This is a genomic window from Streptomyces sp. NPDC030814, from assembly GCF_055572155.1.
Window position 1 is genome coordinate 283,023 of the sequence record NZ_JBVIDX010000002.1, and the last position, 23,055, is coordinate 306,077.

General features: G+C 70.6%; 22 protein-coding genes and 1 pseudogene. 7 read left to right on the forward strand and 16 right to left on the reverse strand.

Annotated features, from left to right (window positions below; translation table 11 throughout):
* Positions 1 to 127: 127 nt before the first annotated feature.
* The 12 genes from ACZ43N_RS04720 to ACZ43N_RS04775 all read right to left on the reverse strand — a co-directional run bounded on the left by ACZ43N_RS04720 (position 128) and on the right by ACZ43N_RS04775 (position 11,217).
* Positions 128 to 1,027 (reverse strand): TauD/TfdA dioxygenase family protein, encoded by a 900-nt coding sequence (locus tag ACZ43N_RS04720; protein WP_468094946.1) that lies wholly within the window; start codon positions 1,025 to 1,027, stop codon positions 128 to 130.
* A gap of 40 nt (positions 1,028 to 1,067) precedes the next feature.
* Positions 1,068 to 1,436: a 4Fe-4S dicluster domain-containing protein gene (locus ACZ43N_RS04725; RefSeq protein ID WP_468094948.1), complete on the reverse strand. Its 369-nt coding sequence runs from the start codon at positions 1,434 to 1,436 to the stop codon at positions 1,068 to 1,070.
* The gene (locus tag ACZ43N_RS04730; RefSeq protein ID WP_468094949.1) at positions 1,433 to 3,046 is read right to left on the reverse strand and encodes an FAD-dependent oxidoreductase; all 1,614 of its coding nucleotides are present in this window, start codon (positions 3,044 to 3,046) and stop codon (positions 1,433 to 1,435) included. Before ACZ43N_RS04730 ends, ACZ43N_RS04725 begins: the two co-directional genes overlap by 4 nt.
* Positions 3,043 to 4,401, reverse strand: a complete 1,359-nt coding sequence (locus ACZ43N_RS04735) for an LLM class flavin-dependent oxidoreductase (RefSeq protein ID WP_468094951.1) — start codon at positions 4,399 to 4,401, stop codon at positions 3,043 to 3,045. The genes ACZ43N_RS04730 and ACZ43N_RS04735 overlap by 4 nt, the downstream gene beginning before the upstream one ends.
* A gap of 85 nt (positions 4,402 to 4,486) precedes the next feature.
* Complete coding sequence (locus ACZ43N_RS04740) at positions 4,487 to 5,503, reverse strand: ABC transporter permease (protein WP_468094952.1); 1,017 nt, start codon at positions 5,501 to 5,503, stop codon at positions 4,487 to 4,489.
* Positions 5,500 to 6,348, reverse strand: coding sequence for an ABC transporter ATP-binding protein (locus ACZ43N_RS04745; protein WP_468094954.1), 849 nt, complete (start codon positions 6,346 to 6,348; stop codon positions 5,500 to 5,502). The genes ACZ43N_RS04740 and ACZ43N_RS04745 overlap by 4 nt, the downstream gene beginning before the upstream one ends.
* A gap of 4 nt (positions 6,349 to 6,352) precedes the next feature.
* A complete protein-coding gene (locus tag ACZ43N_RS04750; RefSeq protein WP_468094956.1) occupies positions 6,353 to 7,399 on the reverse strand; it encodes an ABC transporter substrate-binding protein in 1,047 nt (348 codons plus the stop codon).
* A gap of 163 nt (positions 7,400 to 7,562) precedes the next feature.
* The gene (locus tag ACZ43N_RS04755; protein WP_468094958.1) at positions 7,563 to 7,712 is read right to left on the reverse strand and encodes a putative leader peptide; all 150 of its coding nucleotides are present in this window, start codon (positions 7,710 to 7,712) and stop codon (positions 7,563 to 7,565) included.
* A 96-nt stretch (positions 7,713 to 7,808) separates the two neighbouring features.
* Positions 7,809 to 8,591: a TSUP family transporter gene (locus tag ACZ43N_RS04760; RefSeq protein WP_468094960.1), complete on the reverse strand. Its 783-nt coding sequence runs from the start codon at positions 8,589 to 8,591 to the stop codon at positions 7,809 to 7,811.
* Positions 8,592 to 8,771: 180 nt separating this feature from the next.
* Positions 8,772 to 10,001, reverse strand: coding sequence for an acyl-CoA dehydrogenase family protein (locus tag ACZ43N_RS04765; RefSeq protein ID WP_468094962.1), 1,230 nt, complete (start codon positions 9,999 to 10,001; stop codon positions 8,772 to 8,774).
* Positions 10,002 to 10,014: 13 nt separating this feature from the next.
* Entirely contained in the window at positions 10,015 to 10,584 is a 570-nt protein-coding gene (locus ACZ43N_RS04770; protein WP_468094964.1) for a winged helix-turn-helix domain-containing protein, read from the reverse strand.
* Positions 10,585 to 10,857: 273 nt separating this feature from the next.
* Positions 10,858 to 11,217, reverse strand: coding sequence for a hypothetical protein (locus tag ACZ43N_RS04775; RefSeq protein ID WP_468095546.1), 360 nt, complete (start codon positions 11,215 to 11,217; stop codon positions 10,858 to 10,860).
* Between ACZ43N_RS04775 and ACZ43N_RS04780 the strand changes: the two are divergent.
* The 4 genes and pseudogenes from ACZ43N_RS04780 to ACZ43N_RS04795 form a co-directional block, all read left to right on the forward strand.
* Positions 11,182 to 11,399 (forward strand): annotated as a pseudogene (locus ACZ43N_RS04780) (transposase); the annotation flags it as partial. The gene ACZ43N_RS04775 and the pseudogene ACZ43N_RS04780 sit on opposite strands and share 36 nt — an antisense overlap.
* A 477-nt stretch (positions 11,400 to 11,876) precedes the next feature.
* Positions 11,877 to 12,533 carry a DUF1326 domain-containing protein gene (locus tag ACZ43N_RS04785; protein WP_468095508.1) on the forward strand — a complete coding sequence of 219 codons (657 nt, stop codon included), beginning with the start codon at positions 11,877 to 11,879 and terminating at the stop codon, positions 12,531 to 12,533.
* A gap of 46 nt (positions 12,534 to 12,579) precedes the next feature.
* The gene (locus ACZ43N_RS04790) at positions 12,580 to 12,837 is read left to right on the forward strand and encodes a DUF2750 domain-containing protein (protein ID WP_468094966.1); all 258 of its coding nucleotides are present in this window, start codon (positions 12,580 to 12,582) and stop codon (positions 12,835 to 12,837) included.
* Positions 12,777 to 12,923 (forward strand): DUF2750 domain-containing protein, encoded by a 147-nt coding sequence (locus ACZ43N_RS04795; RefSeq protein WP_468095547.1) that lies wholly within the window; start codon positions 12,777 to 12,779, stop codon positions 12,921 to 12,923. Before ACZ43N_RS04790 ends, ACZ43N_RS04795 begins: the two co-directional genes overlap by 61 nt.
* Positions 12,924 to 13,322: 399 nt before the next feature.
* Here the strand turns inward: ACZ43N_RS04795 and ACZ43N_RS04800 are convergent, their stop codons facing one another.
* Positions 13,323 to 14,432: a hypothetical protein gene (locus tag ACZ43N_RS04800; RefSeq protein ID WP_468094968.1), complete on the reverse strand. Its 1,110-nt coding sequence runs from the start codon at positions 14,430 to 14,432 to the stop codon at positions 13,323 to 13,325.
* Positions 14,433 to 14,850: 418 nt separating this feature from the next.
* Between ACZ43N_RS04800 and ACZ43N_RS04805 the strand changes: the two genes are divergently transcribed.
* Together ACZ43N_RS04805 and ACZ43N_RS04810 are read left to right on the forward strand one after the other, a co-directional pair.
* Positions 14,851 to 15,366, forward strand: coding sequence for a hypothetical protein (locus ACZ43N_RS04805; protein ID WP_468094969.1), 516 nt, complete (start codon positions 14,851 to 14,853; stop codon positions 15,364 to 15,366).
* 107 nt (positions 15,367 to 15,473) lie between these two features.
* On the forward strand, positions 15,474 to 16,907 hold the full coding sequence (locus tag ACZ43N_RS04810) for a flotillin family protein (protein WP_468094971.1): 1,434 nt from the start codon (positions 15,474 to 15,476) through the stop codon (positions 16,905 to 16,907).
* A 192-nt stretch (positions 16,908 to 17,099) separates the two neighbouring features.
* Here ACZ43N_RS04810 and ACZ43N_RS04815 read toward each other — a convergent pair whose 3' ends face one another.
* A complete protein-coding gene (locus ACZ43N_RS04815; RefSeq protein WP_468094973.1) occupies positions 17,100 to 17,633 on the reverse strand; it encodes a TerD family protein in 534 nt (177 codons plus the stop codon).
* 1,286 nt (positions 17,634 to 18,919) lie between these two features.
* Between ACZ43N_RS04815 and ACZ43N_RS04820 the strand changes: the two genes are divergently transcribed.
* Entirely contained in the window at positions 18,920 to 20,989 is a 2,070-nt protein-coding gene (locus ACZ43N_RS04820; RefSeq protein WP_468094975.1) for a phosphocholine-specific phospholipase C, read from the forward strand.
* A gap of 108 nt (positions 20,990 to 21,097) precedes the next feature.
* Here the strand turns inward: ACZ43N_RS04820 and ACZ43N_RS04825 are convergent, their stop codons facing one another.
* Positions 21,098 to 22,030 (reverse strand): DMT family protein, encoded by a 933-nt coding sequence (locus tag ACZ43N_RS04825; protein WP_468094976.1) that lies wholly within the window; start codon positions 22,028 to 22,030, stop codon positions 21,098 to 21,100.
* On the reverse strand, positions 22,027 to 22,812 hold the full coding sequence (locus tag ACZ43N_RS04830; RefSeq protein WP_468094978.1) for a phosphatase PAP2 family protein: 786 nt from the start codon (positions 22,810 to 22,812) through the stop codon (positions 22,027 to 22,029). Before ACZ43N_RS04830 ends, ACZ43N_RS04825 begins: the two co-directional genes overlap by 4 nt.
* Positions 22,813 to 23,055: the final 243 nt, after the last annotated feature.

Below are 23,055 nucleotides of genomic sequence, written 5' to 3' on the forward strand. Positions count from 1 at the left end.
CGCCGCTCGGGCGGACCCCCGCATTCCCCCTCTTCCCTGCATTTCTCTGACCTCCCCCCCTCCCCCCCCCCCCCCCCGCCAGCCCCCCCCCCCCCCCCCCCCCCCACGCGCGTGGCGGCTGCGGTGCTCAGGCTGCGGCCGGGGTGTAGTGGGCGGCGTCGTCGCCCTCGATGACGTGGCTGAGAGTGCCGTCGACACCGGCCGGGACGTCGCCCGCGACGGTCACCCGGTGCAGCAGGCGCGGCAGGTCGCCGTAGTCGTCGGGGGCGTAGTGCTGGGTGATGCGGTTGTCGAACAGGACGAGGTCGCCGGGCGTCCAGGCCACGCGCACGATGTTCTCGGGACGCGTGATGTACGACTGGAAGATGCGCAGCAGGTCACGGGAGTCGGACGGGCCGAGGCCCACGATGCTCTGGGCGAAGCCGCCGATGAACAGCCCACGCTCCCCGGTCTCGGGATGGACACGGACAACCGGGTGGGCGGTGCGGTACTTCCTGGAGACGAACCGCCTGCGGTGCTGGGCAGCCTTCTCGCTCTTCGGGGCGGCGTAGTCGTAGTCGTTGGTGTGCACCGCCCAGAGCTTGTCGGCCAGCTCGCGCAGCGGCTCGGGCAGATCCCGGTAGGCGGCGGCCGAGTTGGCGATGAGGGTGTTGCCGCCGTAGGGCGGGACCACGATGCTGCGCAGCGTGGACGCCTTCGGGGGCGTGTGGACGAAGGTGACATCGGTGTGCCATTGGTTGGCGCGGATGCCCTCGTCGCCGTCGACCGGCAGGATGTTCGGCTGGCCGTCGACGGAGGGGACCGTCGGGTGCGCGGTGGTCAGCTCACCGAAGAGGGAGGCGAAGCGGAGCTGGCCCGCGTCGTCGAGGTGCTGGTCGCGGAAGACGAGCGCCTTGTGTTCCAGGAGTGCGGAGTTGATCTCGGTGACGACGGCGGGGGCGAGGTCGACGGAGAGATCCACGCCGAGGATTTCGGCGCCGATACGGCCGCCGATCCTGCGGATGTCGAAGTCGGTGCTGGTGGTCATGCGCGGCTGTCCTTTCGAGGGGTGATCAGTCGGGAGGTCGTCAGGAGGTGATGGGCAGGGAGCTTCCCCGGGACCCCGGCGGGCTGAGGGGAGGGCCGATGGACCGCAGCGCGCCGGGTGTGCGGCCCCGTCCCCAGCCGATGTGACGGCGGTAGCTGCCGAGCAGGCCGGCACGGGCCAGGTGCTCCTCGTCCCGGGCGGTGGAGTCGTCGGGCAGCGGGTGGGTCAGGGGTGCGACGAACAGGGCGTCGGCCGGGCAGTTCGCCTCGCACTGGAAGCAGGTCTGGCAGTCGTCGCGGCGGGCGAGCACGGGGATGCCGTCCTCGCCTCGGTCGAAGACGTCGGTCGGGCAGACCTTGATGCACTTGTCGCAGGTGATGCAGCGTTCCGCCGAGACCAGTTCGATCATGAGGCCACCTCCAGGGGTGCGGCTGACGTGGCCGACGCGTTCGTCAGGGGCTCGACACGGGTCCACACCCGGTCCAGACCGCCCGTCGTGATGCGGTGGTGCTGGCCGGGGTCCTGCTCGGGGAAGTCCAGCCGTTTGGCCATGCCGCGGGTCTCGCTCCGGGCCAGCGCGGCCGCGTACATCCAGCGGGCGTGTGCCGCCATCGCCGCCGCCTGCCTCGCCCGTATGGTGTCCGCGCCCTCGGCGTGCAGGGAGGCGCGCGACTGCTCCCAGACGCTGTCGAGGACCTCCAGCGAGGCGGTGAGCCGGTCACCGTGGCGCAGGTAGTTCTTCTCGTACGGCAGCACCTCGGCCTGGACCGCGGTGACGACCTCGCGGAAGCCGTCGGCCGGACCCGCTGCCCCGGTGGGCCGGAGCCCGGCCCCGCCCGCGGCCACCAGGCGCCTCGTGGCGGCGCGTGCGCCGAGTGAGCGGGCGTGGCGGGCCGCGCCCCGCCCCGCCCAGATGCCGGAGGAGATGGCCCAGGCGGCATTGTGGCTGCCGCCGCCGGTGAAGCCGCCGCAGATCAGCTCACGGGTCGCCGCGTCGCCGGCCGCGTACAGGCCGGGGACGGTGGTGGAGCAGTCGTCGCCGGTGATGCGGATGCCGCCGGTGCCGCGTACGGTGCCCTCGGCGAGGAGCGTGACGGCGAAGCGCTGGGTGAAGGGGTCGATGCCGAGCCGGTCGAAGGTGAGGAAGAAGTTCGGCTGTGCCAGCCGCATCGCCTGCCGGGCCGCCTCGTCCGCACGGTCGAGGCGGCAGTACACCTTCTCGCTGAGCAGCGCACACGCGATCACGGACCGGCCGCCCTGGCTGGCCGCGCCCTCCAGGACCGTGCCGTCCTCGTGGTAGAAGGTCGCGAACGAGTAGAACGCGGTCTTGGTCACGGAGGTGCCCTCGGGCGCGATGCCGTACGCGTTGGAGAACTCCATCCCGGACAGCTCCGCGCCCGCCTCCGCGGCGAACAGCGCACCGTCGCCGGTGTTGACGTTGCAGCCCAGAGCACCGCTGAGGAACGCGCAGCCACCGGTGGCCAGCACGACCGCCCCGGCGCGCACCCGGTACGGCTGACCGGCCTGCCGCCGGTGCCCCCGGGCCCCGGCGACCGCCCCGGAGGGATCGGTGAGCAGTTCGGTGACCGGGCTGTGGTCGAGGACGCGCGCCCCGGCCCGCTGCACGCGGATCCGCATCCTGCGCATGTACTCCGGCCCCTGGAGGCCGTTCCTGAGCTGCTTTCCGTCCTCTCCCGTCGGGAAGGGATAGCGCCCTGCCGCGGCCAGTTCGTTCACCCCGGCGTACGTCTGGTCCAGCACCCGGGCCATCCAGCGCCGGTCGGCCAGGTAGCCGCCCAGGGCCTCCCTGCTCGCCATGGCCGCCTCGCGCGCGGCGGGTTCCGGGGGGACGTACCAGACGCCCGTTCCGGCGGAGGCGGTGGCGCCGCTGGTGCCGCAGTAGCCCTTGTCGGCGAGGAGCACGTCCGCCCCGTCCTGCGCCGCCTTGAGCGCGGCCCAGGTGGCGGCAGGGCCGCCGCCGACCACCAGGACGTCCGCGGTGAGGTCGAGACCGGTCACAGGGCGGCCACTCCCTCTCCTGCGGCGGCCGGTGCCAGCCGGTTGGCGGGACGGGCGAGGCCGTAGTGGTCGCGCAGGGTGCGCCCGGTGTACTCGGTGCGGAACAGTCCGCGCCGCTGCAGGATCGGTACGACGTGGCCGACGAAGTCCTCCAGGCCGCCCGGCAGATGGGGCGGCATGATGTTGAAGCCGTCGGCGGCACCCTCGGTGAACCACTCCTCGATCTCGTCCGCTATCTGCTCCGGCGTACCGGCGAAGACACGGTGACCACGTCCGCCGCCGAGGCGGGCGATGAGCTCGCGCAGGGTGAGGCCGTCACGGCGGGCGAGTTCGGCGACGAGCGTGAAGCGGCTCTTGTTGCCGTTGATGTCCCGCTCCTCGGGCAGCTCGGGCAGCGGCCCGTCCAGCGGCAGCCCGGTCAGGTCGGTGCCGAGCATCCCGGACAGCTGGGCGAGCCCGTACTCCGGAACCTGAAGCTCCGTGAGCTCTTCTTCCAGTGCGCGGGCCTCGGCCTCCGTGGAGCCGATGACGGGCGCGATGCCGGGGAGCACCAGCAACTGGTCCCCGGTACGGCCGTACCGGGCGAGCCGGGACTTGAGGTCCTTGTAGAAGGACTGGCCGTCGGCGAGGGTCTGCTGGGCGGTGAAGACAGCCTCGGCGTACTGGGCGGCGAACTCCTTGCCGTCCTCCGACGAGCCGGCCTGCACCAGCAGCGGGTATCCCTGCGGGGTGCGCGGTACGTTCAGGGGGCCCTGCACCCCGAAGTACGTTCCGCGGTGGTTGATCTCCCGCACCTTGTCGGTGTCGGCGTAGACGCCGCTCTCCCGGTCGAGCAGGATCGCGTCGTCCTCCCAGCTGTCCCACAGCTTGGTGGCGACGTCGACGAACTCCCGCGCCCGCTCGTAGCGCAACGCGTGCTCCAGGTGCTCGTCCTGCCCGAAGTTGCGGGCCTCGTTCACGGTGCCCGACGTGACGATGTTCCAGCCGGCCCGGCCACCGCTGATGTGATCCAGGGAGGCGAACTTGCGGGCGGTGTGGAAGGGCTCGTTGAAGGTGGTGGACACGGTGGCGATCAGGCCGACGTGCTTGGTGACCGCCGCCAGCGCGGACAGCAGGGTGAGCGGTTCGAAGCCGCCGAGGGCGTTGTGCCGGACCTTGCCCCACAGGGCGAGACCGTCGGCGAGGAAGACGGAGTCGAGCAGGCCGCGCTCGGCGGTCTGCGCGAGGTGCTGGAAGTAGCGCAGATCGGTGACCCGTTCGGGCTGGGTGCGCGGGTGCCGCCAGGCGGCGTCGTGGTGGCCCGCGTTCATCAGGAAGGCGTTGAGATGCAGCTGACGGGGTCTGGGCGCGGTCATGGGGTTCCTCGGATCGGGGACTGCGGGGCGAGCGGGTGACAGGGGAGAGGGGGAGGGCGGAGAGGGGAGGTGTGATGGCGGCAGGTCAGCCGCCCGCGGGTACGCGCCAGGAGCTGAGCCGCCGCTCGACGGTCACCAGGAACTGGTTGAAGACCACGCCGATGGCCGAGATCGTGATGATGCCCGCGTACATCTGCGGGATGGCGAAGTTGTACTGCGAGGCGTTGATCAGATAGCCCAGGCCCGCCTTGGCGCCGATCATCTCGGCGGCGACCAGCACCAGGATCGACACCGCTCCGGCCAGCCGGATGCCGGTGAACATCACCGGTACCGAGGCCGGCAGGATGACCTTCTGGAACAGGCGGGGTGCGGACAGGTCCATCGACTTCGCCAGCTTCAGCAGGGTCGGGTCGACGTTGCGGACCGCGCTGATGGTGTTGAGCAGGATCGGCCAGGCGCAGGCGTACACCACGATGGAGATCTTCGAGGTCTCGCCGATGCCCAGCAGCAGTACGAACACCGGCAGCAGGGCCAGAGCCGCGGTGTTGCGGAACACCTCCAGCAGCGGTCCGAGGAGGTCGGCGAACGGACGGTACCAGCCGATCAGCAGCCCGAGCGGTACGGCGACGGCTACGGCGATACCGAATCCGCTGAACGAACGCGCCAGGCTGGCACGCGCGTTGTCGGCGAGCTGACCGTCTGCGGCGAGCCCCCACCAGGCGTCGGTGACCTCGCTGAACGGCGGCAGGAAGGTCCGGTCCACCAGACCGGCTCGTGGCGCGATCTCCCACAGCAGGAGCAGGGCCACGACGGCCGCGGACTTGGTCGCCCCCTTCAGCAGCAGGTACGGCAGTCGGCGGACCGTCCGCAGCGCCGTCCGGCGGACACGGGCCGTGAGGGAGGGGGCCCGGCGCGCGTCCGGGGGTGATGAGGCGCCGGGCGCGGGGGCGGTCGATGTGCCGGCCGCAGGGGACGTGGCGGACTCGGCGGACTTGGTGAGGGAAGGTGCGTGGACGGTTTCTGACGTGTTCGCCGCGTCGGTCGTGGTGGTCGCGAGGGTCGCGTCGGCCTTCTCGGCGGTCGTGCCGGTCGTGGAGCTCATACGGAGGCCTCTTCCTTCTCCCATTGCTGGGCCCTGGCCACCTCGTCGTGCAGCAGCGACCAGATCTCGTGGCGGTGCCGTGCGAACTCGGGGCTGGAGCGGAGGTCGTCCGTCGTCGTACGGGAGCCGAGAGCGACCGGCACGATCTGCTTGATCCGGCCGGGCCTCGACGTCATGACGGCGACGCGCTGTCCCAGGTGGACGGCCTCGTCGATGCCGTGCGTGATGAAGACGACGGTCTTGCCGGTGCGCTGCCAGATGCGCAGGAGTTCGTCCTGCAGCGACTCCCGGGTCTGGGCGTCCAGCGCGGCGAACGGCTCGTCCATCAGCAGCACATCGGGGTCATAGGCGAGGCTGCGGGCGAGCGCCACCCGTTGCCGCATTCCGCCCGACAGCTGGTGCGGATGGCGGTGCTCGAACCCGTTCAGGCCGACCAGGTCCAGGAACTCCCTGGCTCGTGCGGCACGTTGGCGCCGTGGGACGCCGGTGGCTTCCAGGCCGAACTCGACGTTGCCCTGTGCCGTGCGCCACGGCAGCAGCGCGTATTGCTGGAACACGATGCCGCGGTCCAGTCCGGGCCCCGTGACGGGTTCGCCGTCCAGCAGGATCCGTCCGCCCGTGGGCTGGGCGAGGCCGCCGAGCAACTCCAGCAGCGTCGACTTTCCGCAGCCGCTGGGACCGACCAGGACGACGAACTCGCCGTCCGCTATGTGCAGGTCGATGCCGTCGAGGGCGGTGACCCGGGTGGCCTGCCCGGCCCCCGTGCGGTCCTTGACGGTGAAGTGCTTCCGTACGTCCTCGAAAACGATCTTGGGCGTCGGGGATTGCGTGGTCGCTTCCGGCATGGGATCAGCTCCCGCTCTTCGCGGCGGAGGAGGACTTCTTGTAGTCGTTGAACTTGTTGGTGTAGAGGTCGGACAGCGTGACCTGGCCCTTCTTGATGTCGCCCCGCTCGGCCAGCCAGTCGATCCACAACTGGAGTTCCTTGCCGGTGATCCGGCCCGCCGTCTCGGCGACGCCGTAGGACCGCCAGAACTTCAGCGGTGCGGTGTCCTCGTTGCGGCCGCGCTTCTTCACGATCTCCGTCATCCGGTCGACGACCTCGTCGTGCGGAGTGGAACGGGACCACTCGACGGCCCGCCCCACGGCGGTGACGAAGGTCCGGGCCGTGTCCGGGTTCTGCTTCAGGAAGCGGTCCGTCATCACGTACGTGCCGGCGCTGAACGCGCCGAGCAGCTGGTAGTCCGTGAACAGTGGGCGGATACCGCCGGTTTCCAGGGCCTTGTCGCGCAGGATGCCGCCGAGTACGGCCACGTCGATCTGCTTCTGGCGCAGGGACTGCTCGGTGTTGACCGGGGGCACCACAAGTGGCTCGACCTTGTCGATGTCGGCCTGGGACAGACCGCCTCGCTGAAGGTAGATGTCGAGCATGGCCTCGGCGTGGGCTCCGAGGGTGTTCATCCCGACCTTCTTGCCGATCAGGTCCCGGGCCGAGCGGATCGGGCTGTCCTTGAGGACGTAGAAGCCGTTGTAGGCGTACTTGTCGGCGCCGTAGTAACTGATGACGGCCTTGATGGGAGCGTTGTTGGCGGCCAGCTTGACGACCGCGCCGTTGAACGCGCCGCCGAAGTCGACCTGACCCGTGGCCGCGGACTGGATGTCCTGCGGTCCGCTGATCGTGTTGCCCACCCACTTCAGCTTCACGTCCTCCAGATAGCCGAGATCCTCGGCCAGTTCGGGCAACGTGACCTGACCGGCCCAGCCCTGATATCTCAGCGTCTTGGTCTGGTCCTTGGCGGCCGGTGTTCCGGACGCGGACGCGCCGCAGCTCACCGACACCGCCGAAAGACCGAGAAGGGTGAGGAAGTGACGTCGGGTCGATGCCGTCGTGGCCATGGCAGGTTCCTGTTCGGGAAACGGGGAAAGGAAAGGCAGACGTCGAACGGCAGAGAAAAAGGATCTCAGCAGAAATGGCTATGACGAGGGCCGACGTCTGTTGAAAAAGCAGCGGCTTGCGTAGAAGCCGACTGTGAAAGGGAGCGAAGGGGAGATGTGCCTGTCAGGGAGTGCGGCGACCGACGGCACAGATGGCGCTGGCCTGACGTCGCAGATCGACGTGCAGGCGCGCGGCGAGGTTCTCGGACTTGCTCACAGCCACGAGAGTTGCAGCGAAATCCGGCCAGGTCAATGTCGCTTGCGCATGCGTCATATGTTCTCAACGGTCCGACATGCGAATGAAGCGCGGCGTTCACAATTCTCCGGACAGGCGGTGTCGTGGTGACTGCCGTTCGAGCCGCCACCGCCGTCAGCGCAGAGATTGCACGGCGTAGGAGGCACCGAGGGCGGTGGCCAGGGCGCCGAGCAGGAGACGCAGTGCCGTTTCGGGTAGCCGAGGTTGCAGGTGTGCCCCGAGGTAGCCGCCGATCAGTCCGCCGAGGCCGCAGGCCAGACCGAGGTACCAGTCAGGGGCGATGTCACCGGAGCCCGTCAGGGACAGCAGCACGAACGCCGCGGCCCCGGTCACGGAGGTGGTGAACGTGGAGGTGAGGGCGGCCGGTGCCACGCGGGCGACGGGCATACCCCGGCCGACCAGTATGGGGCCGAGGATGGATCCGCCGCCGATCCCGTAGACCCCGCCGACGACCCCGACGACGAGGGCCAGTCCGGTGATGGTCCGGGGCGAGGGTTCCGCAACGGGGGCCGGCCGGGCGGGCCCTGGGGTGCGCCCGATGAGCCACAGGCCCAGTGGCATCAGCAGAGCGGCGACCAGAAGGCGGAAGACGGTGGCCCCCGGGACGGCGAAGACCCGTATCACAGCGCCGATGACCACCCCGGGCAGAGTGCCGCTCACGAGGCGCCGCGTCAGCCGGCCGTACAGCAGGCCCTCGCGGTGGTGGCGCAGCAGGGCGCCGGGCCCGGCCACCACGTTGAACAGCAGATTGGTGGGCGTGACCGCCGGGCTGGGCACCCCGAGGACACTCAACTGCACGGGCAGCAGGAACACCGCACCCGACACCCCCACCGGCGCGGTCACCACCGCTGTGAGCAGGCCGACCCCCAGCCCGGCCAGCCCAAGTGACCATGTCACGGCAGGCTCCGCTTCGAATGTCCGGTCAGTATCGCCGCCGTGGTCCCGGTTGCCGACCCACAGGGCTGCTGAGCACCCCGGTAGCGAGGGATCCTGGCAGCAGGTCGATCGGCTCAGGCATGGGCGGGACTGCGGAATCGCTCCCCGGAATCGGTCTCCTCGAACGTCCCCGCCTCCCGATCAGGCGGGCAGGACGAACGGAGGGTGGGCGCCGTTGAGAAAGTACTCCCCGACATCGCGGAGCCGGTGGGCGACGGGCTCGTACAGGGTGTGGGTCCTGGCATTGCGCCAGAACCGGTCGAAGCCCAGCCGCGCGGAGGTGGACCGGGCGCCGACGATGTCGAGGGCGCGGGTGGTGGACTCCTGCGCTGCCCGGGCCGCGGCGCTTTCGGCCATCGCCACGAGGGCGGAGATGTCCGCACACTCGTCGTAGGTGAGGTCCTCGCCGCGCTCAAGGCCGCCTCGCACGGCTTCCAGTGCTTGATCGGTGAGTGCCGACGCGGAGCGGGTCAGGACGGTGAGTTCTCCGTAGGCGGTCTGCACCTGCGGGTCGTGCGGGGTACCGACCGGCCAGGCGGGCTGCCACGGTGCATGGCCCGTCCTGCTGTACTCACGAGCCTCGGCGAGCACTCCCTCGGCCATGCCGAGAAGGAGCTGGGCGGAGAAGAGACGCCCGACCGGCGATGCCAGGGCGGCCCGGGGTGACAGCAGGTCCTCGTCGGCGGACAGGGAGCCGAGTACGTCGTCGGCACCCACCCGTACGTCGTCGAACTCCACGCTGCCGCCGGCCGCGAGCCGCTGGCCGAAGGTGTCGGTATCGCCGTCGATCACCACACCGGGACGGGTGGGATCCACCACGACGGCGAGTGGTTCACCCGTGTCCTCCCGCACGGCGCGCACGGCGAGACGATCGGCGACCAGGACCCCGGTGATGTAGCTCTGCCGACCGTCGAGCACCAGTCCCTCGGAGGTCCTGGCCAGCATCAGAGGCGGCTCCTGACGGGCGAAACCGCCGCCCCAGCACCACTGTTCGGCTGCGGACCGTTCCTCCGTCTGCGCTGCGAGAGCGGGCCCGGCGAAGAACCGGGCGCTCCGCGCCAGGAAGTAGTGACAGCCGAGCAGTTGACCGATCGCGCCGTCGGCCGCGGCGATCTCCCGGACGACGGCGTAGGCCGTGGGCCAGTCCGCGCCGCCTCCCTGGGACTGGGCCGGCACCGTGAGCGTCAGCAGTCCCGCCTCGCGCAGCCGGGACACCTCGTCGATCGGGGCCTTGCCCGCCTGCTCCCTGGCCACGGTGTCCGTGGCCAGGTCGTCCGCCGCCTCGCGGGCCACGCGCAGCCAGTGCGCATGGCCGGGCCCGGTTCGGTCGGACGGCGAGGTGGGGTGGGACGGCGCGGAGGCAAGGCCCATGGAAGTGGTCTCCTCAAGGTCGGCCGCAGAGCGCGGCGTTGGAGCTCTCCTGCTGGTCGGGCACGTACTTGTAGCCCACGCGCCGAACGGTGACGATGCGGTGCCGGTGAGCTTCGCCCAGCTTGCGGCGCAGGCGGGCGATGTGGACATCCACGGTGCGGCCGTCGCCGATGTGGTCGTAGCCCCAGACGGCGGCCACCAGTCGCTCACGCGTCTGCACGTGGTGGGGATGTTGAACGAGATGCGCCAGCAGCTCGAACTCCAGGTAGGTGAGGTCGAGTTCGCGTCCGTCGACCTCGGCGACATGTCGGGCCGGGTCGATGCGGACGACGTCGTCTGCCGTCCGTTGGACAGGGGCCGAGCCTGCGGCGGCGACCGGTCGGATCTCGGGCCGTTGCCTGTCCTTGGCGAAGAGCTCGGTGGGATCGGTGCCCTCGGGGACGAGCACGAGGTAGCCGACGAGCGGCGCGGAGGTGTGTCCCTGGGTGTCTCTCCGAGCGGTATCGCCCACCAGGCGAAGGCGGGGCGTGTCGGAGAGGAGCGGATCGTGTGGGGTGGCCTCGGTGGGAAGTGCCGTGGTCATGGCGGTTGTCCCTCAGAAGTGTGTCGGGCCATCAGGCGCAGTGGGTGGATTCGCCTGATCGCCTGGGAAGGGGGGGAGCGGAGCGGCACGGGCGAAGGCGCGAGTCGCGTGCCTTACGCGCGGCAGCAGGCGGCACTGACGACGTGACCGAAGTCGACATGCCGACGACGAACGAGTCGTTGCTGCTTACGGGACATGTTCACCATCCTGTGCACCCCCGGCGAACGCAGTCAAGGCTTCCCTAGTAATTCCATAGGAAAAGTAGGGAAGATCTCACATTCTGAGAGGTCGGCCGTCCGTCGGAGACGTAGCCGTCTCAGCCTCGGTGGCGCTCAGGGCACGCAGGAGCGCGCGGGCGACCGCGTCGTTCCGGCGGAAGGCCGACGTGGTGGGGGGGCAGGTGAAGGCGGCGACGGCCCGGCTGTCGGTGGGGGCGTCGAGGGCGATGCGGCGGGGATGGGGGCTGTCGAGGGACGGGGCGATGACGTGGCCGTCCGTGGGGGAGACGGGGAGCAGGCCGGAGCGGTGGGTGTAGGTGGGCTCGGCGATGACCTCCTCGGCGAGTGCGCCTTCCCGATACAGGCCCCGCAGGACTGCGTGTCGCCGTACCCCAGCGATGTGTCCGATGCCCAATGGGCTCTGATCGAGCGGACTTTGACGGCCTGACGAAAAGCCCGCCCCCAACGCTGGCCGACAGGACAGCCGGCCAAAGTCGAACTGCGCGACGTATCCCACGCACTCCTCTACATCAACCGCACCGTATCCCCGGGAGGTACTTCCCGCACGGCTTCCAGGGCCACGGCACCGTCTACTTCTCTGCCGTCGGGGAGGTCCCGATGAAGGGCCCCCTCGGACTCGAGCCTGAGCTGCTCGCGCCGGCCCAGCAGGGGGAAGTGCAGTTTCGGCGACTGGGTGAAGGCGTACGGTGCGAGGCCGTCGCCCGCGCGAATGCCGGGCACCTGCTCTGGAACCGGCGGCTCGCGACCGATCTGGGGAGCCCGCTCGCCGACCGCTCGACGGTCTGGCCCGCGAGATGGGGTCCGGTGACGGGATCCGGGTACGGCGAAGGGGGACCGGTCAACGGCTGCCGGCCTGAAGCCTGCGTCGGTGATGGCCGTCCCAGTGTCGCGGCGCCGGGCCGTGCGGGCACGGGTAGCCGACCCGCAGGTTTCCCTGCCGGGGCCGTGAGGTGCAAGCTGGAAGGGAGGCCGCCTGGCGATCCTGGGAGCAGGCTCGGGACAGCGGCCTCGCCACTCCGAGGGGCTCTTCGGGCCCGGCAGGAGGGAAGCGGTATGACAGAGCAGGTCAGCACCGGTCCGCCTTGGCGCCTGGCCGGTGATTGGTTCGATGTGTGCAAGTGCGCCATACCGTGCCCCTGCACGTTTGCACAGCCCCCGACCTACGGCGACTGCGAAGGCGTGTTGGTCTGGCACATCCGGGAGGGCAGCTTCGGCGACGTGCGGCTCGACGGTCTCAACGTCCTCATGCTTGGATCCTTCACCGGCAACCCGTGGGCCGGCACCCACACCGACCCGTACGCCGCGGTCTTCCTTGACGAACGGGCCGACGAGCAGCAGCGGGGTGCACTCGGGGCCATCTTCGGCGGTGAGGCGGGCGGATGGCCCGCGCAGTTCGGGGCGATGTTCCACCCCGAGATGCGCGGCACGGACGTCGCCCCAGTCCACGTCGAGATAGACGAGGATCTCGCCACCTGGCGGGCCGAGGTTCCCGGCAAGGTCACGGCCACCGCCGAGGCGCTCACCGGTCCGACGACGCCGGATGGCGCACGCGTCCAGGTCCACAACGCCCCGGGCGCCGAGGTCGGGCCCGGCCAGGTCGCCACCTGGGGACGGGCCACCGCCGACCGCGCCGACGCATTCGGCTTCTCCTGGGAACGCACGGGGAAGTCGAGCAAACACTTCCCGTTCGACTGGAGCGGTCCCGACTGAGAACTCCTAACGAAATAAGTGCCGGGGAACGCTACGCTCGGTGGCCATGAGTCAGAGCGGTTCGCAAGCGGCAGCATTCTTCCGAGACGTCTGCCGAAGCAGAGTGGTCTGGCTTGTCCGGGATGACGACGGAAGCCCGGTTCCCCTCTCCGCGGACGGCACGCGAAGTCTTCCCTTTTGGTCGACCTCGGCCCGCGCCAAGAGGGCAGCGACGATCTGGGGGCACGGGTACGCGTTGAGTCCATGCCCTTGGACACCTGGCGCGATCGCGAACTGCCCGATGCCACCCGGGATGGACTCATGATCGGCATCAACTGGAGCGGGCCGCGCCTGGTCGGCTGGAGTTTCACGCCCATGGAAGTTCTCAACCGACTGGCGGCGGCTGACTGAGGGCTGTCCCGTAACCCCCGGTGGATCAGCGCACGGCGTCGGATGCTGGGGGCACCTCCCACGCCGTTCAGACAGTGGGGGAGCATCGCAAGGCGGAGGGGCGTCCGCATACGGGATGTATGCGGGCGTGCCGACAACGCGGCGAGGTGCCGTAGCCGGCGTCGTGCGCCCGCCGGGGATCACGGGACAGCCCTTGGCCCCCTGGCATCGCTCGCCGGATCGCGAAGTCGTCGCCGGCAAATGAGTGCGCGCCCGAGATGAGGAAGCCTCGGGGATGTCGTCGCGGACCTCCCAGCGGATCCGCAGGCGGCGGAACCAGTGCCGATGAGCGAACCTTCCCAGGCGATCCCGGTGTGCAGCACGAACCGTGAGACGGGGACTTGCCTGCGCAGAGGTACGTCAGACGGAGGGCGAGGTGGTACGGTCGCCCGCCGCCCGGAGAGTCACAGTGGCCGCGACGCCCGCCAGGGCGCCCCAGAGCAGTGCGGCGGTCACCCCCTCCCCGAGGCCGGACGCCACATACAGCAACCCCGAACGCATCTGCGTCCCGTCCCCGGCGATGCGCAGCGCCTGTCCGGCCAGCAGCCCGAGGACGACCGCGCAGACCCCGCCCGCCGCCATCGCCGGGACGGAAACCCGGGTGAGTAGCCCGGGCAGCCACCGCAGGGCGCACCAGACCACGGCGAGGAGCAGGACGTCCCCGAGGCGGTACAGGAACCAGTCGCCGAGCGGTGCGCCGGCCGGACCGGACCAGGCGCCGAGCAGCAGCCACTGGCGCAGCAGGTCACCCGGTTCACCGAACAGCCCGCCGCCCGTGACGGCCGTCTGGAGCGTGGCGGCGTTCGACTGGTACGACAGGATGACCAGGGACACCGCGACCACCGCGGTTCCGACGGTGGCGGCCAGCAGGGCGGACCGCGCCGGAACGTCCTCGCGCGGCTGGGTCTCGGCGCCCTTCAGCGCCAGCCGCGCCACGAGCACCGTCCATGCCGCAGCGGCCAGCGCCACCGGTACCGCGATCTGCCGCCCGGCCGAGGAAAGGGAGGCCAGCTGCGGCAGGAACCGGTAGCTGCCATGCCCCCCGGCCGCGATGAGCCAGGGAGCCGACACCGTCACCGCCAGGGTTGCCGCCACCAGGCCCCAGGCCCACAGGGCGAGCAGTGCGGCCCACGTCCGGCCGCGCTCCGGGGGAAGCCGCCGGATCAGGAGGAGCGCCCCGGCCGCGTAGAGGACGAACACGGCGGCGAAGCGGATCTGCATCGCCGTGTGGTGCAGGCCGAGATAACGGGAGGCGTCGGTACCGTCGAAGTACCCGCCCGCGGTGCCGCCGGAGGGTTCGTACGCCCAGGGCAGCAGCCAGCTCTGGAGGCGGGCGACGGCCTCGTAGCCGAGAACGTCGGTGGCGCCCTGAAGACGCAGCGCGTCGGCGCTCGCGCCCGCCCACCACAGGAGCAACGTCACCATCAGCCCGCCCGCCACCGCCGGTATCACCGCGCGCCGGTACCCCATGTGCTGCCCCCGTGTTCGCTTCCCGTCCCCACGCGTCACCGTAGCCCGGGAGACTTTACGTGGCCGCGGTCGCATGCGGATCACAGCGCCGCTTCGTCCTGCCCGCATCCTCTGAACCGTGGCCTCGGCGCATGGTGCTCTTCGAGTGCGGCAGAAGTCGTGCATGTTTGAGGCGGGCGGCAGTGACCTTGTCGAGCAGCGCACCGACCGCCACCGCGGACAGGCGGGTACCTGGTCCGAGGTGTTCACTGCTGCCCGGCACCGTCTCAAGTCCGTGCGTTCGGCGGTCGGAAGTGTGCAGGGGACCGGCATCAAGGGAGCGTAAAGATTGCCATAACCAGGCAGTGTCTTGGCGTCGCCCGTAGGTGAGTATGCGGTCACCGACGCGGTGACAGTGGGGGAGAGGCGGTGAGCTCGGATGACCTGGTTTCTGGGTCTCGGCATCACAGGAGTTGTACTCCTCGTCCTGTCCCTCGTCTTCGACGGTGTCCTCGAGGGCCTCTTCGACGGCGTCGACGCGCTGGACGGCCTCTTCGACGGCTGGCTGTCACTCCCGGTCATCGCCGGATTCGTATCGATGCTCGGCTTCTCCGGCGCGATCGTCATGAGCACCACCGGGCTTGGCGGGCTCGGTGCCACCGCGATCGGAGTGCCCGCCGGGGCCGCCACGGGCTGGCTCGCGTACCGCCTCAGCCGCGCTTTGCTGAGCGACCGGTCCGGCGCCGCACCGCGCGAGGGGGAGCTGATCGGCACCGCCGGCTCCGTGGTGACGGCCATTCCGGCCGACGGCTACGGCGAAGTGCTGGTCCACCTGGCCGGGCAACCCGTGAAGCTCGCGGCGAAGAGCCCGACCCCGGTGGCGCGAGGAGCCGAGATCTGGGTGGAGGAGGCGCTGTCGCAGACAGCGGTGTCCGTACGTCCCGTCGAACGCTGACCGCCGCACGGCTTCGCACAGTTGGGGCGCCGACCGTTCGGCGCTCCTCACCCACATGAACCCGTATCGACCTGCCGTCCCCTGGGAGGGCTGAGGGGAAAGACATCATGAGCCCAGTTGTCATCGCCGTGATCGGAGTCGTCGTACTCCTTGTCCTGCTTGGCCTCGTTGTGGTGACCCGCTACAAGGTGGCGGGCCCCAGTGAGGCGTTCATCGTCACCGGGCGGCGTGGCAAGCAGGCCACCGATCCGGAGACCGGTCGGGTGTTCACCGACAACAGCGGGCAGAAGGTCGTGGTCGGCGGCGGGGTGTTCGTCGTGCCGTTCGTCCAGCAGAAGTTCACTCTCGACCTGTCGTCCCGTCACATCCCTGTGGCGGTGCGCGGCGCGGTCACCCTGCGAGGCGTGAAGGCGCATCTGGAGGGGGTCGCCATCGTCAAGGTGGGCGGCACCGAGGACTCCATCCGGGCCGCCGCCCAGCGGTTCCTGATGCAGCAGGACGGCATCGTCGGCTTCACCCAGGAGGTCCTCTCCGGCGCGCTGCGGGCCATCGTGGGCCGGATGTCGGTGGAGGACATCATCCGCGACCGGGCCGCGTTCGCCGGTCAGGTCGCCGAGGAGGCCGAGGCCAGTCTGTCCGGGCAGGGCCTGGTACTGGACGCCTTCCAGATCCAGGACATCAGCACCGAGGGCTCCTACCTGGAGGACCTCGGCCGCCCGGAGGCCGCCCGCGCCAAGCAGGAGGCCGACATCGCAGAGGCCGTGGCCCGGCGCGCAGCCGAGCAGGCACGGCTGAAGGCCGAGGAAGAGATCGCGATCGCGCAGCGCACCTTCGCGCTGAAGCAGGCCGAGATCAAGGCCGAGACCGACGAGGCCGCTGCCCGTGCGGCCGCGGCCGGTCCGCTGGCTGAGGCCGCACGGCAGCAGGAGGTGCTCGGCGAGCAGGAGAAGGTCGCCGAACGACAGGCCGCTCTGACCGACCGTGAGCTGGACACCAAGGTCCGCAAGCCCGCGGACGCGGCCCGCTATCAGGCCGAGCAGGAGGCGGAGGCCCGCAGGATCGCGCTGGTCAAGGAGGCCGAGGCAACGGCCGAGCGGGCCCGGCTGACAGGTGAGGGCGAGAAGGCGCAGCGCGCCGCGCTCGCCGCGGCCGTACGCATCGAGGGTGAGGCGGAGGCCGCCGCCATCGGTGCCAAGGGTGCCGCCGAGGCCGAGGCGATGCGGAAGAAGGCCGACGCCTTCGCCCAGTACGGCGACGCCGCCGTGCTGCAGATGCTCGTGGAGGTGCTGCCGCAGGTGGTCGCCAAGGCGTCCGAACCGCTCAGCGCGATCGACAAGATGACGGTGATCTCCACCGACGGTGCCTCGCAGCTGTCCCGTACGGTCGCCGACAACGTCGCCCAGGGGCTTGAACTTCTCGGATCCACAACTGGAGTCGACCTCGCCGAACTCTTGAAGGGCATCACCGGGCGGGTCGGCGCAGCGCAGCCCGCGCCGACGGCGCCCGCTGAGCTCAACGGGAAGGTCGAGATCACCGGCTGACGCCGACATCGAAGAGAGAACGCCCGGGCGGTCCGGCAACCAACCGCCCGGGCTTCTGCACGCAGCGTGGCTGCGAACTCCTGTGTCCGGCTCGGCCGGGATACGCAGGTGGGGCCGACCGGCCGGGACGCGTTGCGAGGCCACGGCCTGCGATGACTTCGGTCGGCCGTACATCTCTGCAGATGTGCGTGATCAGGGTTGTGCGGCCCTGCCCATCTCTGCGGTGAATCCTGCGGGGTCGCTGTGGAACCCGCGGACCATCTCGTGAAACTCCCACGCTCCGGAGACATGGCGGGTGAACTCCGCAATCGTTGCAGCGGTGTATTCGGAGACCTGCGCGAAGTCGTCCTTCAGAAGCTCCTGGTACCCCTCGACCACCAGCACTCCGGCGTTCGACAGGGCACCGAAGGTCTTGGGGCCGGTGTTCTGGTGGATGGCCACGCCCACGACGACCCGTGTGAAGGAGGAAGCGAGGCGATCGAGTTCCAAGGTCATCACTTCGACGTAGCCGAAGCCCTGGCCGGTCTGGCTGTGCCGGCCCATGTTGATGGTGCCGTCCGGTGAGCGGCTGTCGTAGTGCACGACGTACACCGGCGGCCCGTAGGGCGCATGCGCCGAGTAGGTCGTGGCGATGATGTCGAGATGGTGAGGTGGCTGATTCCAGGGACTCGGATCCCACTTGAGCCGTACCTCGGCCTTGCCCACGCCCTGGCTGTCGCCGCTCACCGGATCGCTGCCTCTCCCATGTCAACCCCAAGCGGGGTGATCCCCGCATGGTGAAGTATGGCTCTCGGCCATCGTGTCGAACCCTTGTGCCGCGGGTCCTTTCCACATGCCGCCGGGGCAATGACCTCAGGTCAGGCAGTCCGTCGATGACGGTGGGCGAGGGGGACTATCAGCTCAGGGCGGGAATCCGTTGAGGGTGTCGTCGCCATGCTCGCCGTTGTGGGTAACGCTGCAACGAGCGGAGGCAGGCGTTCCCCTCGCAGCTCGACCGAGGTCGAAACAGAGCACCGCCGGAGCCGCCCACTCGTGATCCATACCGGCCAACTCGGTTTCCCTGGATGCCAGTTGCGGAGGGCGATGCCGCCGGCTGCCTCTGAGCGGGGCGGCTTCGCCCCGCGGCCGTGGTCGGACTCGGGGTTCTGACGGCTGTGGGCGCCGCGCCAGGCGGCTTCTGCCAGGCGGAAGAGCTCCGCGACGAGGCTGGGCAGAATGCTGTTCGGTCAGTCCGTGGCCGCCGGGGCGGAGGGTCGGGCGGTGCTGCTGTTCGGTTCACGCCGGAGGTAGCCGCAGAGGGCGGCGGTGCGTGCTTCTCTTCGCTGCTTTTGCCTGCGCATCGCCGTCGCCGTCGCCGCTCTCTGCCGTCGGGGAGGTCCCGATGAAGGGCCCCCTCGGACTCGAGCCTGAGCTGCTCGCGCCGGCCCAGCAGGGGGAAGTGCAGTTTGGGCGACTGGGTGAAGGCGTACGGTGCGAGGCCGTCGCCAGCGCGAATGCCGGGCACCTGCTCTGGCACCGGCGGCTCGCGACCGATCTGGGGAGCCCGCTCGCCGACCGCTCGACGGTCTGGCCCGCGAGATGGGGTCCGGTGACGGGATCCGGGTACGGACGAAGCCCCGCTCGTGGTGTTCCTGCTCTCCGACGACGCCTCCTTCATCACCGGGGCGGAGAACCCGGTGGGGACGGCGGTCTCACCGCGCACGGCGGCGTCAAGTCCCTCTCGGACGCGCTGCGCAACGACCCGGCATGACAGGGCCCGACGGCGCGGCAGCCGTCGGACAGGCGATGTCCGCAACCACAGGGTGAGTTCGGGCACCGCCGGGCGGTCGGCCGGCACCACCGACGGCGCGTCGCTCGCCGTCGGGGACGTCCGCCCGGTGGTGTTCGTGTGTCCGACCCCGGTCGGTCACACCCGCGCCACGGGCCCTTCCCCGGCATTCGTTCCTCTTGGACCATTCCTAGCGCGCACTTCACATCCGACGCATCACGTCTGGACAAGAGGTCATCCACCCATGCCTGAAGTCAACCGACGGCGATTCCTCCAGGTAGCGGGCGCCGCCACGGCGTTCACCGCTCTGTCGGCCAGCATCCAGCGGGCCGCGGCACTGCCCGCGCACCACCGCTCCGGCACCATCGAGGACGTCGAGCACATCGTCGTCCTCATGCAGGAGAACCGGTCCTTCGACCACTACTTCGGATCGCTGAGAGGCGTACGCGGCTTCGGCGACCCGCACCCGGTCACGCTGGACAACGGCAAGACGGTGTGGCACCAGTCGGACGGCATCAAGGACGTCCTGCCGTTCCGTCCCGAGGCCGACGACCTCGGCATGCAGTTCCTGGAGGGGCTGCCGCACGGCTGGCCCGACGGGCACGCCGCCTACAACGGCGGCAAGTACGACAGGTGGGTGCCTGCCAAGGGCACCACGACGATGGCGTACCTGACCCGCGAGGACATCCCGTTCCACTACGCCCTCGCCGACACCTTCACCGTCTGCGACGCCTACCACTGCTCGTTCATCGGCTCCACCGACCCGAACCGCTACTACATGTGGTCCGGCTGCACGGGCAACGACGGCACCGGCGGCGGCCCGGTCCTCGGCAACGACGAACTCGGCTACGGCTGGACGACCTACCCCGAGCGCCTCGAAGCGGCCGGGATCTCCTGGAAGATCTACCAGGACATCGGCGACGGCCTGGACGCGGCCGGCTCCTGGGGGTGGATAGCCGACGCCTACCGCGGCAACTACGGCGACAACTCCCTGCTCTACTTCAACAGGTATCGCGACGCCAAGCCCGGCGACCCCTGGTACGACAAGGCCCGCACCGGAACGGACGTCAAGGCCGGCGACGGCTACTTCGACCGGCTGAAGGCGGACGTCAGGGCTGGTCGACTGCCGCAGATCTCCTGGATCGCCGCGCCCGAGGCGTTCTCCGAGCACTCCAACTGGCCCTCGAACTACGGCGCCTGGTACATCGCCCAGGTCCTGGACGCACTCACCTCCAACCCGGACGTCTGGGCGCGGACCGCGCTGTTCATCACGTACGACGAGAACGACGGGTTCTTCGACCACGTCGTGCCGCCGCTGCCGCCGCGCTCGGCCGCGCAGGGCAAGTCGACCGTCGACGTGGGCCCCGACCTCTTCGCCGGGAGCGCGACACATGTGGCCGGGCCGTACGGGCTCGGCCCGCGGGTGCCGATGCTGGTGGTGTCGCCGTGGAGCAAGGGCGGGTTCGTGTGCTCCGAGACGTTCGACCACACCTCGATCGTCCGGTTCATGGAGCGCCGGTTCGGGGTGCGGGAGCCGAACATCTCGCCGTGGCGGCGGGCCATCTGCGGTGACCTGACCTCCGCGTTCGACTTCTCCCGCAAGGACAGCCGGCCGGCCGCGCTGCCCGGCACGGACGGATACGAGCCGCCGGACCGCGAGCGGCACCCCGACTACCGGCCGACCGTGCCGGCCGACCCGAGCATGCCGGGGCAGGAGCGGGGCCTGCGTCCCGCCCGGCCGCTCAGGTACGCACCCCGGGTGGACGGTTCGGCCGATCCGGCCGCCGGAACCCTCACCCTCACGTTCGCCTCCGGCACGGAGGCCGGTGCCGCGTTCCTCGTCACCTCCGGCAACCGTACGGACGGGCCGTGGACCTACACCACCGAGGCGGGCCGGACGCTGTCGGACACGTGGGACTTCGCAAGATCGGACGGCTCGTACGACCTCACGGTCCACGGGCCGAACGGCTTCCTGCGCGTCTTCAAGGGGCCGGGCAAGGGCCCGTCGGCGGGGCTTGAGGTCACCGCGCGGCACGTCGGCCCGGATGTGGAGCTGACCTTCGCCAACAAGGGTTCCGCCGCGGTGAGCCTGCGGATCCGCAGCGGGTACGGCGCCGGCCAGGGCCGTACGGTCAGGGTGCGGGCCGGGGCCACCGTCCGGCGCATCGTGGACCTCCGGGCGAGCCACCGCTGGTACGACCTGACGGTGACCACGAAGACGGCGCCCGGCTTCCTTCGCCGTTTCGCGGGCCATGTGGAGAACGGCCGCGTCGGCGTCAGCGACCCCGCGCTGGGCCGGGGCTCCGGGGCGTGACCTCTCCGGGAGGGCGCCGCTGACCTCGGGGAAGGGGGACTGCGGTCGAGCGTCCGCGGGCACGTGGTGGCCGCTCGCGCAGTTCCCACAAACAGGACTCACTTACGCTCAGTTCACCGGAACGGTCAGTTTCGGGAGCAGCGGCGGCTCCGTGGGGGCCCGTTGGGGTTCCAGGGACAGGACCCCGGCTGCCGGGTGGTGCTCGTCGGCCCGGTGCGGGGCGGTCGGGGGGACGCGGGTCAGGAGGATCACACCGCGTCCCGCCACCATCGCGCCGGCGACGGCGAGGAGCATCCCCGCCACACCACCGCGCAGTCCCTCGCCGAGGAGGGACAGGCCGATCACCGCGGCGGCGACGGGATTCGCCAGGGTCACCACCGCGAGAGGCGCGCCCAGACCGCCCCGGTAGGCCGTCTGCGACAGGAACAGGCCGCCCACGGCGAGTACCGCGACCAGGAGGGCCACGACGACGACCTCGACGCTCAGCAGCGCGCCGGAGGGGTCGGTCGCGGCCACCGTCACCGTCTGGGTCAGGGCGGACGCGACCCCCGACGCCACCCCTGATGCGGTCGCGTGCCGCAGCCCGGGCTCGGTGCCGCGACGGGACAGCAGCCCGATCAGCACGGCCGTGGCCCCGGCGACGGCGACCACCTCCGGCACGCTCAGGACGTCGTCCGGCGCGGAACCGGACGCGGTGACCAGGATCGCCGCGAGCCCCACCAGCGTCAGGGCCGTACCGCGCCACTCCACGGCGCAGACCCGCCGCCCGGCGAGCCGCGCCCCCAGCGGCACCGCCGCCACGAGGGTGAGCGCGCCCAGGGGCTGGACCACGGTGAGCGGTCCGTACTTCAGGGCGACCACATGCAGCAGCGCCGCCCCGGCGTTGAGCGCGACCGAACTCCACCAGGCGCCGCGGGCCAGCATCCGCCGCACCCCGGTGCCGGTGTCGCGGGACGCGAGCCGCTCCTGGGCGACGGCGGCGGCCGCGTAGGCGACGGCCGAGACGAGGGAGAGGGCGACGGCGAGGAGCGTGGCGTTCACCGGCCCGCTCCGACCAGGACGGGCTCCACGGCGGGCGCGAGCCCCACCGGCCGCCGGGCGGTCGTGGCCGTCCGCCGCGGGAGCCCGATGACGGCCAGCAGCCCGCCCGCCACGATCGCGTCCAGCCAGTAGTGGTTCGCGGTGCCGACGATCACCAGCAGGGTGACCAGCGGGTGCAGCAGCCAGAGCGGACGCCAACGGGCGCGGGTCGCGGCCATCAGACCGAGTGCGACCACGAGGGCCCAGCCGAAGTGGAGCGAGGGCATCGCCGCGAACTGGTTCGCCAGGGAGTCGGTCGCCGGGACGGCCGAGTAGACCGTCGGCCCGTACACCTGTCCCGTGTCGACGAGACCCGCAGCCCCCGGCATCCGGGGCGGGGCCAGCGGAAAGGCCAGATGGAGCAGCAGGGCGGCGGCGGTGAGAGCCGCGAGGACCCGGCGGGCCCAGACGTAGCGCGCCGGGTGCCGCAGGTACAGCCAGACCAGGAACGCCGCGGTGGCCGGGAAGTGGATGGTCGCGTAGTGGACGTTCGCGAGGTGGACCAGCGTGTCGCCGTGCAGCAGCGCGGACTGCACGGACCCCTCGCCCGGCAGACGGAGCGCGTGCTCCCAGTCCCGGACGCGGTGGGCGTTGTGGAAGGCCTCGGCGGTGTGCCCGCTCGTCAGCGTCCGGCCGAACTTGTAGAGGAGGAAGAGACCTGCGACGAGCAGGAGCTCACGGACGAGGGGCGGTCGCGGTATCGCTGCGGCCGGTTCTCCTGAAGGCGCGGTGCGGCATTCCATCCCCGGCCCTTTCCCTGACGGCGCTGGTGGCGCTGGTTTCCCTGGCGGCACGACGAACGACACGCACGCGTGCCGCTACGGCCCTGTTCCGATACGGCCCTGTTCCGATACGGCCTCGTTCCGATACGGGGCAGTTCCGATACGTGAGTGTACCGATACGGGACTGTATCGAAACCGGGGGGTATCGATACGGAGCTGTACCGATACGCTCACGTCCCGGTACAGTGGCGTCTCGACAGCCCA

Excerpts from the sequence above, each read along its gene's own strand:
- ACZ43N_RS04720 (WP_468094946.1), bottom strand. The coding sequence starts at position 1,027 with ATGACCACCAGCACCGACTTCGACATCCGCAGGATCGGCGGCCGTATC.
- ACZ43N_RS04725 (WP_468094948.1), bottom strand. The coding sequence starts at position 1,436 with ATGATCGAACTGGTCTCGGCGGAACGCTGCATCACCTGCGACAAGTGC.
- ACZ43N_RS04735 (WP_468094951.1), bottom strand. The coding sequence starts at position 4,401 with ATGACCGCGCCCAGACCCCGTCAGCTGCATCTCAACGCCTTCCTGATG.
- ACZ43N_RS04740 (WP_468094952.1), bottom strand. The coding sequence starts at position 5,503 with ATGAGCTCCACGACCGGCACGACCGCCGAGAAGGCCGACGCGACCCTC.
- ACZ43N_RS04745 (WP_468094954.1), bottom strand. The coding sequence starts at position 6,348 with ATGCCGGAAGCGACCACGCAATCCCCGACGCCCAAGATCGTTTTCGAG.
- ACZ43N_RS04750 (WP_468094956.1), bottom strand. The coding sequence starts at position 7,399 with ATGGCCACGACGGCATCGACCCGACGTCACTTCCTCACCCTTCTCGGT.
- ACZ43N_RS04755 (WP_468094958.1), bottom strand. The coding sequence starts at position 7,712 with ATGACGCATGCGCAAGCGACATTGACCTGGCCGGATTTCGCTGCAACT.
- ACZ43N_RS04765 (WP_468094962.1), bottom strand. The coding sequence starts at position 10,001 with ATGGGCCTTGCCTCCGCGCCGTCCCACCCCACCTCGCCGTCCGACCGA.
- ACZ43N_RS04770 (WP_468094964.1), bottom strand. The coding sequence starts at position 10,584 with ATGACCACGGCACTTCCCACCGAGGCCACCCCACACGATCCGCTCCTC.
- ACZ43N_RS04785 (WP_468095508.1), top strand. The coding sequence starts at position 11,877 with ATGACAGAGCAGGTCAGCACCGGTCCGCCTTGGCGCCTGGCCGGTGAT.
- ACZ43N_RS04790 (WP_468094966.1), top strand. The coding sequence starts at position 12,580 with ATGAGTCAGAGCGGTTCGCAAGCGGCAGCATTCTTCCGAGACGTCTGC.
- ACZ43N_RS04795 (WP_468095547.1), top strand. The coding sequence starts at position 12,777 with ATGCCCTTGGACACCTGGCGCGATCGCGAACTGCCCGATGCCACCCGG.
- ACZ43N_RS04800 (WP_468094968.1), bottom strand. The coding sequence starts at position 14,432 with ATGGGGTACCGGCGCGCGGTGATACCGGCGGTGGCGGGCGGGCTGATG.
- ACZ43N_RS04805 (WP_468094969.1), top strand. The coding sequence starts at position 14,851 with ATGACCTGGTTTCTGGGTCTCGGCATCACAGGAGTTGTACTCCTCGTC.
- ACZ43N_RS04810 (WP_468094971.1), top strand. The coding sequence starts at position 15,474 with ATGAGCCCAGTTGTCATCGCCGTGATCGGAGTCGTCGTACTCCTTGTC.
- ACZ43N_RS04820 (WP_468094975.1), top strand. The coding sequence starts at position 18,920 with ATGCCTGAAGTCAACCGACGGCGATTCCTCCAGGTAGCGGGCGCCGCC.
- ACZ43N_RS04830 (WP_468094978.1), bottom strand. The coding sequence starts at position 22,812 with ATGGAATGCCGCACCGCGCCTTCAGGAGAACCGGCCGCAGCGATACCG.